A 14,942-nucleotide genomic window follows, 5' to 3' on the forward strand; every position below is an offset into this window, starting at 1 on the left:
AGGCAGGGTGTGTAAGTGCTGCGAGGCATTGAGCTAACCTGTACTAATTGCCCGTGAGGCTTAACCATACAACACCCAAGGGGTTTTGTGGACTCAAAACTGTTTGTTTCCGCTTTTAAAAAGCAGAAGCAAAACTACAAACGCTTGAATGAGTTTGTGAGAAACTTTTATAGCTCTATTAAATAGAGAAGCAGCTTTCCAGATTATTTTGCCTTCAGTTTTTAAAAACTGAAAGTAAAAGCAAAATTTGCTTGGCGACCATAGCATTGTGGACCCACCTGATTCCATGCCGAACTCAGAAGTGAAACACAATAGCGCCGATGGTAGTGTGGGGCTTCCCCATGTGAGAGTAGGACATCGCCAGGCTTTAAATTTATTTTCACTTTTTTAAAAGTGAAGACAAAAGGTATCGCTATTTGCGTATGCAATTAGCAACATCATTAGTGTACTAATCTATTGATGACAATTTGTTGGAGGGATGGCTGAGTGGTCGAAAGCACCGGTCTTGAAAACCGGCAACCGTTAATAGCGGTTCTAGGGTTCAAATCCCTATCCCTCCACCACCATTGAAAAGCCCGCTGAGAAATCAGCGGGCTTTTTTTGTCTGAAAATCATATGAAAACAAGTGTTTATCTTTCAATGCATGTATTAGCATAGGGAATTCGGGTATTTAAAATAACTTCCTTTTAAAATGGTCCCGAATGAAACTGAAGTACTGCAGTTTTAGGCTGGCGAAGTACTTTGACACAATGGAATGATTAACTCATTTATGTTGATGCAGGGCCTGAACTGCTTGATTGTTTTCGTTGGCAACCGCTGCTTAAGGCGTACCGCCATACTCGATTGCGTTTGGCAACTACGTCCTCGGTTTGATGCTCCTAGCTATGCCGAGCGATTAGAAAGCTTTGAATGGTGGCATTGGGATGATGAAACACTAGCAGAAATATTGCCACCATTCCAAAAAGATTGCGGTGAGTTTTTGGCTTACTTTGAGCAAGTCTAACCCCAATATATTTTAAGTCTGAAACTAAAAAAGCAGCCTAGGTGGCTGCTTTTTCGTTTAATAACTTTATAGCGGTTTAGCTGGCAAGCCGTTTAGTTCGCTAACTGATTAATTAGAAAGCTTAGCCTCGACTTGCCCAAGTGCGCGTTGGTACATAAACCAAGCACATGTACCGGCAAGCACATTACCCACCATGGCACCCCAGAACAGGCCTTCAATACCAGCAAGCTGCGAACCAACCCACAAGCAAGGCAAGAAGAAGGCGAACAGGCGCAGCGCTGAAATCGTCAAGGCGGTGTAAGACTTGCCTAGAGCGTTAGACACAGAAACCATCAGCATACAGATTCCCAATGGCCCTAAGCTAATAGGCACGATCAGTAGGTGATAGTTCAAAATCGTTGATACTTCGCTTTCACTGGTCATTAGGTTGGCCAGTCCGCTCGAAAATAACCAAGTCACTAATGCTATCACCAGCTGGAAACCCAATACGAACATGACTGCAATCTTAACGAGCTTACGTATGTTTATCAGGTTGTTCTCTCCTAACATGCGTCCAATCATTGGTGGCATCGACATCGTTAGTGCAAGCACGGCGACAATCGAGAAGAATTCAAAACGTGAACCCAACGCCCAAGCAGCAACGGCAGCGGTGCCATAGCTAGCAAGTAGCTTAGTGGCAAACATTGATGAAACGGGTGGCAGCAGCTGACTGATCATCGCTGGTCCCATGATGTTGCCAATGGAGCGAACACTCTTACCAATGTTGAGATCGTGCCAGTCAAATGTCATCCAATGTTTCTTAGTTACCTTAGGAGCAACGATAAAGATGCCCGCACCGAACGCTAAAATGGTCGCAATGGCTGCTCCATTGATGCCCATGTCGAAAGTAAAGATGAAAATCGGATCCAATATCAAGTTGATGATACTGGTCGCGATCATCATTGAACCGGGCAGCATGGTATTACCGTTGGCACGACAAACACTGTAAAAGAAGTAGAGTAGGGCTCCTGTCCAAGAGCTGGCTAGCCAATAGATCCAATAAGAATCAATGATCGGTAATACCGTCGGTGGCGCATCCAACAATTGTAAAATTGGCCCACGAAGCAGATAGATGATGACAGAGAAAAGCGCGACACTCACGCTGCCCATCGCAATCACTAATCCACCAAGCTGCTTAGCGTAGCGCGTTTCATTCGCGCCAATGGCTCTTGCAATTACCGCGGTCGTTGCGATTCCTAGCCCGACCTGTATACCAATGATGATCATCTGTATCGGAAGTGTAAAACCTTGAACAGCGAGCGGTAGCACGCCCAGTTGGCCAATGAAAGCACTGTCTACAAGTTGGAAGCTCATCAGGGAAAGTACCCCAAATAGCATTGGCCATGTCATTGTATAGAGTTGTCGGCCAAGAGAAGGCAAGGGAGTTGCGGTAGTAGAATTCATAACACTCTTATCGGTCTTGAAGTTAGGCTTGTTGTGGTGACAAACCTCTCAATGAAGAATTGCGTAAAGGATAACGTAAGGTCAGCTCGATACCAATAATTGTTATTAGATCTATCGATATTACCTTTGCACAGCTTCATCGGTATGTGAGCATTGTGCGATGCAACTTTATGCGTTCGCTTATTGAAATTTACGGTGTCGTATCTTGTTTCTGAGTTTTATATTGGCGGATTGGGTCTAAAGGTTTTTAAGTCGACTATTTCTAATGTTTCGCTTTGTGCCGATAACTTGGTGCTGTGATACCAACCCAACCTTTGAAAGCACGGTTAAAGTTGCTCAAATCACTGTAACCAACTTGCCAACTGATCTCTTGAACTGAAAGGTCGGTCTCTTCGAGTAGCCGTTTTGCCTTGGTTTCACGAACTTGTTCTTTGGCTTCTTTAAAAAGAATGCCTTTACTCTTTAGATTTCTCTGTAGTGTTCGTTTTGTCATGCCGAGCATGGTCGCAAACCACTCAATATTGAACCAAGGTAAAGTCGAGTAAGTGTTTATCAGTGTCTTTACTGCTTGATCCCAATCTTGGGTACTATTTTGTTCTGAGATAGCGCGATAGTCGTCGGGCAGTGGGATCGCAATCGCACCATATTGTTGCTCAAACTGAATATCAGAATTAAAAAAGTGTTTAGGTAACTGACGCGCACCGTTGTTGGTAGAGACAAGTTTAGCGCGTGATGGTTGCCACTGGTCGTCTATAAACTTACGGCATAGGGTAATCACTGTAAGAGATCTAAACCATTCGGATTGTTCAAATCCAGAGGTTGATGGATGATAGCAACTGCGATGACATAACCACCACAAGCCATCTTTTTTCTCGGTCCATATCGTGACGTGGTTGTTCAAACTAGGCATTTCAGCGATCAAACAACGAATGGCTTGTTCTAACGATATGCATTTCTCTATCTCATGGTGTAGCTGTGGTGAAAGTTGTTCGAGAGAGGTTTTTCGCCCAACTTCAATACCAATCGAATAACCAAACTTACGTTCAAGTCGATGAATAAAAAGAATTAAATCTTGGGTAGGGAGCCATTGGTTAGACTGTGTTAGCTCAATTGGTAAACCGCACTCGATAGCGACACTGCGCCAGTCAAGCGATCTCTTGTCACAATATGCAATGTACGGGGCAATATTACTGGTAGAGCTCAATAGTATGTTAGTTATGTTCGATGATGCTTTCATTATTGTTAGTATTACCTATAAATGTCACCAAATGACCTAATTAAGTGTAGCGCAACTTCATATACTTCTTCTAACCCAAAGAGGAGAAGAACATGAAACTTACACCTATTGCCCTAATTCTTTCATCACTCACGATTTCATCGCTTGCTGTGTCATCGACTGTATTTGCAGAAAACCCAGTAGAAGCTGCGCTTAAGATTGAAGGCGCGCAGGTTACTCTACCTGTAAAAGATGCTCACCAATCTTTTACTCCTAGTTTCGTTGATTCAGCTCGCGAAAATTTCAATAATTTCCATTGGCAAATGGGTGGTGATCATAGTGTTTATTACAACATGCACATGAGTGAATTTATGCCGACTGCTCTTGCCGCTCCTAATGCTGAATATAAGCCATTGGTTAAAAACATCGATTCACGCCTTGCTAAATTAACCGTAAACACCGAAACCAAAGGTGAACTGACGATGGAGCAATACCTAGCGGATGAGCAGTTCAGAACTCAAGGCTTCATGTTAATTCACAAGGGTGAAATTGTTTATCAGGCTTACCCTGGCATGAGCCCAACAGACACCCACGTTTGGGCGTCAACAGCGAAAACGACAGTAGGCGCAGTAGTCGCAATGTTGGTTGAAGAGGGAAAAGTCGATCCTGAACAAGACATTACTCACTTTGTTCCCGAACTCAAAGCAACTAATTGGGAAGGCATCACTGTTCATCAGATTCTCAATATGTCGACTGCGCTAGACAACGAAGAAACGCTTGAATCGATACTTAACCCTGATTCTGACGTAGTGCGTTTCTTTGCTGCATCGTTTAATTCACCAAGAGCTAAAACCGGTGAGATGGAAACGTGGATGAATGTTGCGAAAGGAGCACAAAAACTAGAGGGTGAGAAAGCAGGTGATCATTTCCGCTATGCCTCAATCAATACCATGGTTTTGACCAAACTAGTCGAAAACATTGAAAACAAGACTTGGACTGAGGTATTTGAAGACCGTGTTTGGTCTAAGGTACATGCTCGTCAGCCTATGCAGATCAACCTAACACCTGATGGAATGGGTATCGCGGTAGGTTTGGTTTCGACGACCTTAGAAGATATGGCACGTTGGGGAACGTTATTTACACCGAGCTGGAAAGCCGTTGCTGATGAGCCTGTGATCTCACAAGCGGTGATTGACCGCATTCATAATGGTGGCGATCCGAAAACCTTCGAAGGCACCAGCAAAGATAGTAGTTCAGTGCATGCTTTTAACGAAAAGGCCGACTACAACTCTTATCAATTCGATTATATCTTCAATGACGGTGCGATGTCGAAAAGTGGCAACCTTGGCCAGTTTATCTATATCGACCCAGAGCGTGATTTTGTAGGCGTGATGTTTTCAACCAACCCATACCACTCAGGTTTTGGTGAGAATAAAGGCCCGGCACTGATGCGCTCTGCAGCGAAACTACTTGCCGGCAAATAATCTACTTATAATCCAACAGGATGTTCCAGGCTTCAAGGAGGAAGCAAACGACTTTCGAGATATATAATGAAAAAGTTTGCTCTATTGATCCCTTTGAGTTTAGGTTTAGCGCTGCCTGCACATGCAGAGTCCGAACGTGTTATCGACCCGGCTGATGTCACCAAAGTTTATACTCAAGCTGCATTGATGTTGAACGGTAGCTCAGATATCCAATTTCAGGGACAAGTTTCTGGCGGTTTAGAAAACGGTCAACAGTTTGCCCTACTTGCTGAAGCGACGTTTGTCGATGAAAGTAACACAGCGCTTCGCGATCCAGACAAGTTTGGCACTGAGTACAGTAACTCTAGAGTCCAGTATTTCCATGTATTTGAGACGGGTACTAAGGCGACACCTAAAGTGGGTCTGTCATTAGATTACATTAATACGCGTACTAACATCAAAAACGATTTGTTGTCGGTTGGCGGGGTTGTTGCGATTAATCCTGCTTATACCGGTGGATTTCTTGTATTTCCAAGAGCAGGGTTGATGACAGGTAGCATGGAGATCCCTGGTGTTACTTCATCTAAAGATGATTTAACGGGATACTCTCTTGGTTTGATTACCGCGAAGCATCTCGGTGACTTTGGCGCCTATGTGTCTTTAGTACCAGAGTGGCAGGATCTTTCTGGCGATGACATCGATATGCAGAACTTCTCTTTCAAAACATCATTAAATGTACCGATGAACAGTGCAAGAACTTGGTGGTTGAATACGCGTTATGACATTACCAAAGCAGATGTTGATGTGAAAGGTGTGTCAATGCCGAATGATTGGCAAACCGAGGCTTGGATTGGTGTGAGATACTACTTCTAACCCCTAGTTTGCTAACATGCAAAGAACCTAGAAAAGCCAGTCATCGTGACTGGCTTTTGTCGTTTAGGTCTCGCACGAAGCGTTATTTATTTGCTACGTTACCAAGCTTCAACCATGTATCGATAACCGTGTCTGGGTTTAGGGATACAGAGCTGATGCCTTGTTCCATTAACCACTCCGCTAGGTCATCATGGTCAGATGGGCCTTGACCACAAATGCCCACGTATTTACCCGCTTTGGTTGCCGCGTCGATAGCCATTTTCAGCATCGCTTTTACAGCAGGGTTACGCTCATCGAATAGGTGTGCAACATCGCCAGAGTCACGGTCAAGACCAAGCGTCAGCTGTGTCATGTCGTTTGAACCGATAGAGAAGCCATCGAAGTATTTCAAGAACTCTTCAGCCAAAATTGCATTCGATGGTAGTTCACACATCATGATGACTTTCAGACCTTGGTCGCCACGGCGAAGGTCGAACTTAGCCAGAATGTCGATAACCGATGCTGCTTCGCTTGGAGTACGAACGAATGGAATCATGATTTCAACGTTTTTCAGACCCATTTCGTTGCGAACACGCTTGATCGCTTGAGTCTCTAGCTCGAAACAGTCTTCGAATACTGGTGAGATATAACGAGATGCGCCACGGAAGCCCAGCATTGGGTTCTCTTCATGTGGTTCAAACGTTTTACCACCGACTAGGTTGCTGTACTCGTTCGACTTAAAGTCAGACATACGTACGATTACACGCTTAGGCCAGAATGCAGATGCGATAGTCGCGATGCCTTCTGTCAGCTTGCTTACGTAGAAATCGATTGGATCTTTGTAGCCGCGAATACGCTCACTGATTTCTGCTTTTAGCTCGTCAGTTTGAGCATCGAAGTTCAATAGAGCTTTCGGGTGAATGCCGATCATCTTGTTGATGATGAACTCTAAACGAGCAAGGCCAACACCTTCGTTTGGAATCTGTGCAAAGTCGAATGCGCGATCTGGGTTACCCACGTTCATCATGACTTTGGTTGGCAGCATTGGCAGCTCATCAACTTCAGAACGTTTGATTTCAAAGTCGAGTTCGCCGTTGTAAACGTAGCCGGTTTCGCCTTCTGAACATGACACTGTTACTGTGTCGCCGTCATTCAGGCTGCTTGTCGCTGTACCACAACCAACAATTGCAGGAATACCTAGCTCACGAGCTATGATTGCTGCGTGACAAGTACGGCCACCACGGTTAGTCACAATCGCGGACGCTTTCTTCATCACAGGTTCCCAGTCTGGGTCTGTCATGTCTGTTACCAGTACGTCGCCTTCTTGAACCAATGACATTTGGTCTAGAGAATCAACTAAGCGAACAGGGCCTGAACCGATGCGTTGACCGATAGCACGGCCTTCAACCAAGACATCCGCCTTGTTGTTTAGTTCGTAACGCTCGATAACGTTTTGGTCACTTTGAGAACATACGGTTTCAGGACGAGCTTGGACGATGTAAAGCTTACCGTCGATGCCATCTTTTGCCCACTCAATGTCCATCGGACGTTGGTAGTGCTTCTCGATGATCATCGCTTGTTTCGCTAGTTCTTTGATCTCTTCATCGTTCAGTGAGAACTCGTTACGCTCTTGTGTATCGGTGTCGATGATATCAACTTGCTTGCCGATCTCTTGGTTGGTTGAGTAGATCATCTTGATCAACTTAGAACCAAATGTCTTTTTAACGATTGGATAGTGACCCGCTTCTAACATTGGCTTATGAACGTAGAACTCATCTGGGTTCACCGCGCCTTGTACAACCATTTCACCTAGACCCCAAGAAGAGGTAATGAACACCACTTGGTCGAAGCCAGACTCAGTATCAAGCGTAAACATTACACCTGAAGAGGCTTTGTCTGAGCGAACCATACGCTGGATACCTGCAGACAATGAAATTCCACGGTGATCAAAGCCTTGGTGTACACGGTAAGAGATGGCACGGTCGTTAAACAGTGAAGCATAAACGTGCTTGGTTGCTTCGAGTACCGCATCGATACCTTTCACGTTAAGGAAGGTTTCTTGTTGGCCGGCGAAAGAAGCATCTGGAAGGTCTTCTGCGGTTGCAGATGAACGAACCGCAACAGACAATTCTTCGTTGTCTTCGATCAGCTCGCGGTAGTTATCGCGGATGTCTTGCTCTAGTGATTCAGGGAAGGGGGCGTCTAGAACCCATTGTCGAATTGTTGCACCTGTCTTACGCAGTGCGTCAACGTCTTCAACATCAAGTTCATCAAGTAGTTGGTGAATGCGCTCATCAAGACCTTTGTAGTCAAGAAAGTCGTTAAACGCATACGAAGTGGTAGCAAAACCATTAGGTACAGAAACACCAGCATTGGATAGGTTAGAAACCATCTCGCCCAGTGAGGCGTTCTTACCGCCGACTTTGTCGACATCTTCCATGGATAGGCCATTGAACCATAGGGTATTATTTTGCATTTATTTCTCCAGAAACATAGCAAGCATTGTAGGGATTTAAAGGCAAACGATTACGTATCAGTTTAAAAAAATGTAAATTATTTTCTAAAGCTGTGGGGGACGTAATAGTCAGCAGGGTTTTATTATCTATATTATGGTTACCATCCTACTCAAAATAATTTTAAACATTAAATAAAAAATGCAAATTGATATTCAAAGTCGTGATGTATTCTATGTTTCTGATGGAACGGCCATAACATGTGAGACTTTAGGGCATGTTGTTCTAGGTCAATTCCCATTCAAAGCCAATGAAAAAACCTTTCCGTTTGTGGAAAGTGAGGACAAACTTTCTGATTTATTAAAAGAGATTGATATTTCGTATCGTGATACCGGGTTAGAGCCGTTAGTGTTCTTTTCTATTGTGATCCCAGATATCAAAGCGAAATTACTTACAGCGCAAGCTCACTGTTATGACGTATTGGAAAGTATTGTTCAAAAGGTTCAGGATGATATTCAAATGGCACCGGTTCCTAAATTACAGCGCTCACGCAGTGTAAATAAGGATTCGGTTAAGTATTTCGACCGTATTGCAGCAATTGAATATACGCTCGCGCATGATGACGGCATTACTTTAAAAGGCCTGGAAGAGGCGGACATCATCTTACTGGGTGTTTCTCGAAGCGGTAAGACACCGACAAGCTTATACATGGCAATGCAATTTGGTTTGCGCGTTGCGAACTACCCATTTATCCATGACGATTTAGCGCGTTTGAAGCTTTTGCCAGAGTTTGAGATTTACCGACATAAGCTGTTTGGTTTGACCATAGATGCAGAACGATTGACTGAAATCCGTGAGAACCGATTGGCAGGCAGTGAGTATGCCAGTGATTCGCAATGTTTGTATGAGTTACAGACTGTAGAGGCGATGTTCCGCCGAGAAGCGATACCTTATATCAACACTTCTTCGCTATCAGTTGAAGAAATTTCTACACGGATCTTGGAGCGTACAGGGTTGAGGAGACGCTTGCTCTAATTAGGGGTATAGGGTGTTTAAAAAGAGAAGTTCATCGGTGATCTTCTCTTTTTGTTTTTAACGAGTTAACGAAGCAGCGAAAGCTTAAGTGTTTGGCTCTGGTGTTCTAACCAACGCTCAAGTGCTGGTGGCCACGTGATGCTTGGCTCAACGCAGAAACCGCGCAACATAGAAAAATACACAGCTTGGTCAATAAGCGGCAGCGACGACTGACCATTTTCTAGGTTCAGTAGAAGCTCAGTATCTTTTAATAACGGGTTAATCTGATCAACAAACTGTGGTGTTTGCTCAATCAGCTTATCGAAGTTGAGTTCTTCGGTTTCTTTGGCTGCACGCCATGCTTCTTTGCTTGCTGGTGATTGGTATTCGGCAAGGTCCAGTTTCCACCAACGTGGCAAACCAATACGCTGACTCAACGGGAATGCGCGGCTTTGAAACAGAATCACCTGCTCTGAAGGTTCTCGCTGTTCATCGCTTGATTTCAAATTCATAAAGTAAGCGATGATATCTAAGCTCTCCGCCATGATAGAACCGTCATCTTTTTGTAAGACCGGTACCATTTTTTTACCGATCAAATCGATAAGGGTTTGAGCATCGTCATAATCCACAGAGACAAGCTCGATGTTCAATTCTAGAGATTGAGCGATGTAGGCAACTCTTGCACAGAAAGGGCAGTGGTCGTAAATGTAAAGCTTCATAGCTTCCCTTAGTTCATAGTCAATACAAGTATCAGATGACGCTAATGTAACAGAAGTCTAGGCGGACAATAAGTGTTTGGTTTAAATGGCTACCGTCTAACTGTATGGCCCAAGTTTAGCCTGAGGCTTCTACTCTATGTATAAGATAATCAGTAGATTGAGGGAATTGCAGGCATAAAAAAGGCTCTGATTGTCCACTCTAATGCAGAAGAGTGAAGTCAACCAAAGCCTCAATATTGTTATCTTTAGAAGAGTGACTACTAAAGGAACACAGCAATCAAACTATGCTTTTTTAAGATCTTGCATTGGGTAAGTAAGCGGCAGTGCGCTTTCTACAGTTTTAACGTGAACGTAGTAACCACCAGCACTTAGGCCTGTAACTACCATCTCACCAAGCTCAACACCTTTTGTTGCAACAACGCGATCATCAACTGAAAACACTTTACACACCTTCAATAAATTAAATTAATACGATAGATATCGAACGCGGATTTAAACAGATGGTACGTTAATCGACTAATCCGGTTATTTGTCGTAAAGATTAAATTTGATTATGTATAAATTAAGAGATCTTAAAAATCATATTGTTAACTGACTAAGCGAGTTTATTTGTCCGCAGGATAAACGACACCAACTTGCTGACGCATCTCTGTAATTAACTTAGCAACTGTTAAAGCGCGTTTTTCCGCTTCAGCTTGTGTTGTTTTATCCCCACCGATACAGTTTGCAAAAGCTTGCGCTTCGTAACTCATTGAGTTCTCGCTCTGTGTTTGAGTGAGATTTTCAATGCGGCCATCTCGGTATCGGATCTTAACATCGGTACATTCGGCGATGTGATCGATGATGATCGCGCCGCACTCACCTTGGATCTCACTTGGTGCGTAAGAGTCACTGACTTTGGAGTGCGCAAGGGTTACGTCAAACTCTGGGTATTGGAAGACCGCACAGCCATGCGCATCAACGCCAGAATCAAGCAGTTTTGCTGAAGCATGTGCACTTTCTGGCTTGCCAAACAGAGCAACTGTTGCGGCTACGCAGTAAAAGCCGATATCGACCAAAGAGCCGTTAGAGAAGGCTGGATTGAAGGTATTAGGATTATCTCCGTTTAGATATTTCTGATAACGCGATGAATATTGGCAGTAATTGATGTGTGCCTTATGTACCTTGCCGATTTTTTCTAATCCGAGTTGCACTTGTTTAAAGTTTGGCAGAAATTGAGATTTATACGCTTCAAAAAGCACCACACCGTTTTGCTCTGCGACTTCAAACATTTGAGTTGCTTCATCGATATTGGATGCGACAGGCTTTTCACATATGACATGCTTGCCATGTTTCATCATTAAGATGGATTGTGTGCAGTGCAATGAATTTGGTGAAGCAATGTAGACCGCTTCGATAGTGCTATCACTCGCCAAAGCATCAAGCGAGTCGTAGGTTGTATTAACATTGAACTCTTGAGCGAATTGAGAGGCGCTCTCTATGTTTCTTGAATAAACTGCAGCAAGTTTCATCGATTGAGTTTCGTGGGCAGCTTGAACAAACTTCTGAGTGATCCAATTGGTTCCAATTACAGCAAACTTAATCATATAGGTATCCAGTCGTTAGTGTGTTGATTCTGCAGAGATAGTAGCATTCCACGTCATCGAATGTGTCTGAGAATTGAGGAACAATTAGTTCCCAAATGTTGCCTTATATCAAAAATACGGAATCATGGGACACGTTGGGATTCAGTTACAACGGTGCATAACGAAGGCATTTTTGCTAAAGTATTATGGAATTTAAATAAGGTAATGATATGCAAGTTCGGACAGCCAAGGTAACTGATATTCGCTCGATCTTAGAGCTTTCTGACCAGATAAATCGCCAACATCATCATGGCGCTCCAATGGTGTTTGCTCCCGCGTCTCAATCTTTTTCAGATAGTGAAGAGTACTGGTTGGGGCTGATGCTCGATCCCATTGGTGCTTTCTTAGTCGCTGTTAAGGGTGGTCAAGTTATCGGATTTTTGGCTGGGAAAGTTACGCAGAATCGCGGGGTGAGTTTTATCCAACCTCACAAGATCGCGAGAGTGAATACGATTGTAGTTAACGATGAAGTTCAGAGCCAAGGTGTTGGTAAGTCATTAATGAAGTCATTTAATCAGTGGGCTCAAGCGAGAGGAGCCATTGAACTCCGTTTGGAAGTGATGGAATTCAACCAACAAGCTCAGAGTTTTTATGAATCCTTGGGTATGGAGACGCAATCACGAACCATGTCTATGCGATTTGAGGAGATTTAAGCGTGCGTCTGTTTGCTCCTTTATTCGCTTATTTAGTTGTGTCGATGCAGATTGTTTATGCTGAAACATCTCCAATCGTGGATGTCCCCGTCTATGGTAACAAGTTAGTCGTAGAAAAAATCGTTTCAGATGCAACAGCTATTGAAACTATTGTGTTTGAGTCCGCACCTTCTCAATCTAGTCGCACTCCAACGTCATCAGTATCAGTGCCTCCAAAGCCTATCCTTAACCAAGACTCGCATAAAAATGGCGTTATTCAAAATACTAATAGCGAGCAGTTCGCCCAACTATCTCAATGGACATCCCGCCGAATTTACACAAAACAAAATACCGATTCTTCAATCGATCCGTTGTTACAAGTTGTGACTTTGGTGAAGGTTGATAAATCTAAACGTCGAATGTATCTGCTGAAAGGGAATGAGGTCATTCAGGAGTTTCGAATAGCGTTGGGCAAGGAACCAAAAGGGCATAAACGTTTTGAAGGGGATAACCGCACGCCAGAAGGTCAGTATCAACTGGATTACATCATGGAAGACTCTGATTTCTATCGTTCGGTGCACATTAATTACCCGCGTTCTTCCGATAAGCAATGGGCCAAAAAAAACAAGGTCGACCCAGGTGGCAATATCAAAGTCCACGGTATTAAAAATGGTGAATGGCGTTCACCTAGTTTTATCCAAAGCTTCGATTGGACTGATGGCTGTATTGCATTGACCAATCAAGATATGGATCAGTTTATCGAATTAGTTGGAATGGGTACCCCTATCCATATTGAATGGTAGGATATCGGCACCCAATTTCCCTGAACAACTCTCAAAACAACTCTCAAAAACAATTGCCGAAATCAGCGCTAGAGCCAGTTACAGTAAGACTCGACCTGCACTGAAGATAGCAATTACAATGAGCAGTGCAATCGTGACGGGCTTGAATTTCTCTCCGCCAAATCTCTCAAACAACTTAGAACCCACATAGCCACCCAACATACTGCTTGGTAAAAGAACTGCGGTATGCCAGATCACATCTCGGTTTACTAAGCCTGCTATCGAAGCAGAAACAAATGCACTCGAATCGGCCAAAACAAAGAAAGCGATTAAGCCCGCTCTTGCAATGTGAGGCTCTACTGGGCTAGCTAATGCATGTGTACCAACAGGAGGCCCTGACATTGATGCTGCACCATTCATTACGCCAGCAAGGCTTCCCAGAAGATAAGGAGCAAATCTAGGCTCACTTTGATACTGGAACCCTTTGTAGATCATAAGTGCAGAGGCGAAGATAAATGCACTTATGATCAAGATTATCGCATCTTGGTTCACGGATTTGAGCAGGATTAAGCCGACAGGGGTGAAGGCTAAGCAAGGAATAAACACCTTCGAAACCCAGCGCCAATTTACGTGATGTTTAACCTTCGGTAATAATTGGATATTGCCTAACAGGTCGATCAGCATGAAAACGGGAACGAGTTCGATAACAGGCACGAATAACGCACTTAATGGCAATGCCACTAGGGTGAAACCGAAACCTGAGAAGCCACGAACTATGGCAGCGAAAATGAAGATTGCACCCAAAATTGGGAAAGTTGGACTAAAAATGAGATCCATAAATGAAGTAACCAATGAAGCTGCTTAAGAAAAGCGAGCTAATGAAACCAAGTGAGTAGCGGAATGTACTCCTACTCACTTGTGTTTACTACTTAATTTGCAGGTTTCTCGGGGTTAATTTCAAAGACGTTAAAGGTTATTTTCTGGTATTTACCAGGTCAATTTATAGCGCTGAATTTATCTGGAAAATCAGTGAATACCGCGTCCACTTTTGAAAGGAATTTGAAGCGAGAGGGGTCATTCACGGTATAGCACCATGTTTGAATTTTTGCTTCGTTAAGCGTATCAAGATCGCTCTGATTCACGTGTTCATAATTCATATGGCAGCTGAACGCTTTGACCTTATCAATGAGCATCAGATCGGCTTGAGTCAGTTGTTCGGTAATCACGCCAACGCGGTATCTCGGTAAATGGTGAGCGATTTCAACGATCACTTGATGACTGAAGCTAGATAATAAAATCCTATCTGTATCCAGATTTGAACGGATCAATTCTGAGTGCAACAGATCAACCACATGCGGGGCTTGATGTCTGCTATCGACCTTGATCTCTAGGTTAACGCTAAGACCGTGTTGTTCAACTAGGCCAAGTAGCTCTGAGAGCGTCAGTATTTTTTCTCCAGAGAACTCTTCAGATTTCCAGTTTCCGAAATCAAGTTGGCGCAGCTCTGCGAGCGTGTGCTCATCGACACGCCCTTTACCATCACTACAACGTTCTAGTGTGTGATCGTGACAAACCACAAGTTGATCATCCTGTGTAGGTTGAATATCAACTTCCACCCATTTCAAACCGAGTTTTGCGGCTTGTTCAATGCTTGCTTTGGTATTTTCTGGGTGAGTACCTGCTACACCTCGATGACCTACGATGATAGACGACATAATTAATCCTTCTTAAAGACGCACC

The 14,942-nt window shown here is 43.7% G+C and carries 14 protein-coding genes, 1 tRNA gene and 1 rRNA gene; 8 read left to right on the plus strand and 8 right to left on the minus strand.

The window, feature by feature from the left end; translation table 11 throughout:
* Nucleotides 1-250: 250 nt before the first annotated feature.
* From rrf to IQO02_RS08575, 3 genes are all read left to right on the plus strand, one after another.
* A 5S ribosomal RNA gene (rrf, locus tag IQO02_RS08565) occupies nucleotides 251-366 on the plus strand.
* A 106-nt stretch (nucleotides 367-472) separates the two neighbouring features.
* A tRNA-Ser gene (locus IQO02_RS08570) sits at nucleotides 473-563 on the plus strand.
* A gap of 206 nt (nucleotides 564-769) precedes the next feature.
* Nucleotides 770-1,003 carry a phosphonate metabolism protein gene (locus tag IQO02_RS08575; protein ID WP_010428389.1) on the plus strand — a complete coding sequence of 78 codons (234 nt, stop codon included), beginning with the start codon at nucleotides 770-772 and terminating at the stop codon, nucleotides 1,001-1,003.
* 108 nt (nucleotides 1,004-1,111) lie between these two features.
* Here the strand turns inward: IQO02_RS08575 and IQO02_RS08580 are convergent, their stop codons facing one another.
* Nucleotides 1,112-2,446, minus strand: coding sequence for an MATE family efflux transporter (locus IQO02_RS08580; protein ID WP_016789377.1), 1,335 nt, complete (start codon nucleotides 2,444-2,446; stop codon nucleotides 1,112-1,114).
* Nucleotides 2,447-2,708: 262 nt separating this feature from the next.
* A complete protein-coding gene (locus IQO02_RS08585; protein WP_010428403.1) occupies nucleotides 2,709-3,683 on the minus strand; it encodes a helix-turn-helix domain-containing protein in 975 nt (324 codons plus the stop codon).
* Nucleotides 3,684-3,775: 92 nt separating this feature from the next.
* Here IQO02_RS08585 and IQO02_RS08590 point away from each other — a divergent pair, with 92 nt between their 5' ends.
* Both IQO02_RS08590 and IQO02_RS08595 read left to right on the plus strand, forming a co-directional pair.
* The gene (locus IQO02_RS08590) at nucleotides 3,776-5,146 is read left to right on the plus strand and encodes a serine hydrolase domain-containing protein (protein ID WP_016789382.1); all 1,371 of its coding nucleotides are present in this window, start codon (nucleotides 3,776-3,778) and stop codon (nucleotides 5,144-5,146) included.
* Nucleotides 5,147-5,212: 66 nt separating this feature from the next.
* Nucleotides 5,213-5,998 (plus strand): hypothetical protein, encoded by a 786-nt coding sequence (locus IQO02_RS08595; RefSeq protein ID WP_010428407.1) that lies wholly within the window; start codon nucleotides 5,213-5,215, stop codon nucleotides 5,996-5,998.
* A gap of 82 nt (nucleotides 5,999-6,080) precedes the next feature.
* Here IQO02_RS08595 and ppsA read toward each other — a convergent pair whose 3' ends face one another.
* Complete coding sequence (gene ppsA, locus IQO02_RS08600; RefSeq protein ID WP_016769087.1) at nucleotides 6,081-8,453, minus strand: phosphoenolpyruvate synthase; 2,373 nt, start codon at nucleotides 8,451-8,453, stop codon at nucleotides 6,081-6,083.
* A gap of 178 nt (nucleotides 8,454-8,631) precedes the next feature.
* Here ppsA and IQO02_RS08605 point away from each other — a divergent pair, with 178 nt between their 5' ends.
* Nucleotides 8,632-9,465: a pyruvate, water dikinase regulatory protein gene (locus tag IQO02_RS08605; RefSeq protein ID WP_010428412.1), complete on the plus strand. Its 834-nt coding sequence runs from the start codon at nucleotides 8,632-8,634 to the stop codon at nucleotides 9,463-9,465.
* 65 nt (nucleotides 9,466-9,530) lie between these two features.
* Here the strand turns inward: IQO02_RS08605 and grxB are convergent, their stop codons facing one another.
* From grxB to IQO02_RS08620, 3 genes are all read right to left on the minus strand, one after another.
* Nucleotides 9,531-10,163 (minus strand): glutaredoxin 2, encoded by a 633-nt coding sequence (grxB, locus tag IQO02_RS08610; protein ID WP_010428415.1) that lies wholly within the window; start codon nucleotides 10,161-10,163, stop codon nucleotides 9,531-9,533.
* A 282-nt stretch (nucleotides 10,164-10,445) separates the two neighbouring features.
* Complete coding sequence (locus tag IQO02_RS08615) at nucleotides 10,446-10,604, minus strand: hypothetical protein (protein WP_010428418.1); 159 nt, start codon at nucleotides 10,602-10,604, stop codon at nucleotides 10,446-10,448.
* 164 nt (nucleotides 10,605-10,768) lie between these two features.
* The gene (locus tag IQO02_RS08620; RefSeq protein WP_010428421.1) at nucleotides 10,769-11,749 is read right to left on the minus strand and encodes a Gfo/Idh/MocA family protein; all 981 of its coding nucleotides are present in this window, start codon (nucleotides 11,747-11,749) and stop codon (nucleotides 10,769-10,771) included.
* A 209-nt stretch (nucleotides 11,750-11,958) separates the two neighbouring features.
* Here IQO02_RS08620 and IQO02_RS08625 point away from each other — a divergent pair, with 209 nt between their 5' ends.
* Together IQO02_RS08625 and IQO02_RS08630 are read left to right on the plus strand one after the other, a co-directional pair.
* The gene (locus IQO02_RS08625; protein ID WP_010428424.1) at nucleotides 11,959-12,441 is read left to right on the plus strand and encodes a GNAT family N-acetyltransferase; all 483 of its coding nucleotides are present in this window, start codon (nucleotides 11,959-11,961) and stop codon (nucleotides 12,439-12,441) included.
* Between the two features lie 2 nt (nucleotides 12,442-12,443).
* Nucleotides 12,444-13,223 carry a L,D-transpeptidase family protein gene (locus IQO02_RS08630; protein ID WP_016769090.1) on the plus strand — a complete coding sequence of 260 codons (780 nt, stop codon included), beginning with the start codon at nucleotides 12,444-12,446 and terminating at the stop codon, nucleotides 13,221-13,223.
* A gap of 78 nt (nucleotides 13,224-13,301) precedes the next feature.
* Here the strand turns inward: IQO02_RS08630 and IQO02_RS08635 are convergent, their stop codons facing one another.
* Together IQO02_RS08635 and IQO02_RS08640 are read right to left on the minus strand one after the other, a co-directional pair.
* On the minus strand, nucleotides 13,302-14,039 hold the full coding sequence (locus tag IQO02_RS08635) for a sulfite exporter TauE/SafE family protein (protein WP_010428431.1): 738 nt from the start codon (nucleotides 14,037-14,039) through the stop codon (nucleotides 13,302-13,304).
* A 158-nt stretch (nucleotides 14,040-14,197) separates the two neighbouring features.
* Nucleotides 14,198-14,917 carry a glycerophosphodiester phosphodiesterase family protein gene (locus IQO02_RS08640; protein WP_016769091.1) on the minus strand — a complete coding sequence of 240 codons (720 nt, stop codon included), beginning with the start codon at nucleotides 14,915-14,917 and terminating at the stop codon, nucleotides 14,198-14,200.
* Nucleotides 14,918-14,942 lie beyond the last annotated feature (25 nt).

It is taken from the genome of Vibrio sp. OPT24 (genome assembly GCF_015163545.1).
Classification (GTDB): domain Bacteria; phylum Pseudomonadota; class Gammaproteobacteria; order Enterobacterales; family Vibrionaceae; genus Vibrio; species Vibrio cyclitrophicus.

Excerpts from the sequence above, each read along its gene's own strand:
- IQO02_RS08575 (WP_010428389.1), top strand. The coding sequence starts at position 770 with ATGTTGATGCAGGGCCTGAACTGCTTGATTGTTTTCGTTGGCAACCGC.
- IQO02_RS08580 (WP_016789377.1), bottom strand. The coding sequence starts at position 2,446 with ATGAATTCTACTACCGCAACTCCCTTGCCTTCTCTTGGCCGACAACTC.
- IQO02_RS08585 (WP_010428403.1), bottom strand. The coding sequence starts at position 3,683 with ATGAAAGCATCATCGAACATAACTAACATACTATTGAGCTCTACCAGT.
- IQO02_RS08590 (WP_016789382.1), top strand. The coding sequence starts at position 3,776 with ATGAAACTTACACCTATTGCCCTAATTCTTTCATCACTCACGATTTCA.
- IQO02_RS08595 (WP_010428407.1), top strand. The coding sequence starts at position 5,213 with ATGAAAAAGTTTGCTCTATTGATCCCTTTGAGTTTAGGTTTAGCGCTG.
- ppsA (WP_016769087.1), bottom strand. The coding sequence starts at position 8,453 with ATGCAAAATAATACCCTATGGTTCAATGGCCTATCCATGGAAGATGTC.
- IQO02_RS08605 (WP_010428412.1), top strand. The coding sequence starts at position 8,632 with ATGCAAATTGATATTCAAAGTCGTGATGTATTCTATGTTTCTGATGGA.
- grxB (WP_010428415.1), bottom strand. The coding sequence starts at position 10,163 with ATGAAGCTTTACATTTACGACCACTGCCCTTTCTGTGCAAGAGTTGCC.
- IQO02_RS08620 (WP_010428421.1), bottom strand. The coding sequence starts at position 11,749 with ATGATTAAGTTTGCTGTAATTGGAACCAATTGGATCACTCAGAAGTTT.
- IQO02_RS08625 (WP_010428424.1), top strand. The coding sequence starts at position 11,959 with ATGCAAGTTCGGACAGCCAAGGTAACTGATATTCGCTCGATCTTAGAG.
- IQO02_RS08635 (WP_010428431.1), bottom strand. The coding sequence starts at position 14,039 with ATGGATCTCATTTTTAGTCCAACTTTCCCAATTTTGGGTGCAATCTTC.
- IQO02_RS08640 (WP_016769091.1), bottom strand. The coding sequence starts at position 14,917 with ATGTCGTCTATCATCGTAGGTCATCGAGGTGTAGCAGGTACTCACCCA.